We start from the raw sequence: 1,028 nt of genomic DNA on the forward strand, positions 1-1,028 counted from the left end.
GGATTCAAATAATCTATTAGCAACATATTCCTTAGCCGAATGCCATACCAACTCAACTCGCGTTGTAGTCCGGGCTATACTTGGGCAGAAACTCTATGATTAGATTAGGCATATCTGCTGCTATTTTCTGCAAAATCTCTGCTTTTTTATGAAAACTAGCATTGTCCAAAATAATGACAAACTTACAGCCTTTATCTTGAAAATCTTCCGCTAAATTCCCTTGCAATATCCACTCGGCTCTTAAATCTCCATAAAAAATTTTCAGCACTGCATAAAAATTAGCAGAATTTCCAGATGGAATAAAATCTACCCATCTTTTCTTGTCTGAATACCTCACTCCACCCATGACATTAATACGACCCTTTCTTCGGTCTCCTCTTTTCTTGCTTCGAGTCCCTTTTTTACACCAATTTTTCCTTCTAATTACTCTCAAACTAAATCCACTCTCATCCCAAAACCATACCTGTAGAAGAGCTGGAGATTCTTTGGCGATTCTTAGATACTCAGCTAATTTATCTTTAAATAAACTCCTCTCTACGGTATCTTGCTTATCCTCTAAGCTATATTTAGCCCAGAGGTAAACATACTTTTTTGATTTTAAAATCCTCCTCACTTGGGTACTACTCAACTCGATTCCTGTCTTCTCTCCTAGATATATTGCCAGTCTGGCTGTCGTCCATCTCCCGAATTCATAGCCACATTGCTCCGGCTCTAGTTCAATTGTCTCTAAAAGTAAATTAATGTATTCTTCTGTAGCTTTTCGGTAGTTACCCTTCATTCTCTCATCTTTAAAACTATCTAAATTATCCGGGTCGCCATGAATGCTCCAGTAAGCAACTTTTCTTAGAGAACATCCAATTAATTCAGCAGTTTGAGCTTGTGTATTTCCGTTATTTAGTAACAAAAAAATTAAGGCTCTTTGCCGAATGTCTGGATGTTCATGCTCTTTTAATGCTTGTTGCAGAGTTTCCTTTGTCTCGGAACTGAGGAAGTTTTTAGTAGGCATTGACTTTTTATAAATATCATTA

1 pseudogene is annotated in these 1,028 nt (G+C 37.1%); it reads right to left on the minus strand.

Going from position 1 to position 1,028, the window contains the following annotated elements:
* Window positions 1-1,006, minus strand: a pseudogene (locus tag QUA77_RS29220) (IS630 family transposase); the annotation flags it as partial.
* Window positions 1,007-1,028: the final 22 nt, after the last annotated feature.

This window comes from Microcoleus sp. K5-D4 (genome assembly GCF_036704575.1).
Classification (GTDB): Bacteria; Cyanobacteriota; Cyanobacteriia; order Cyanobacteriales; family Microcoleaceae; genus Microcoleus.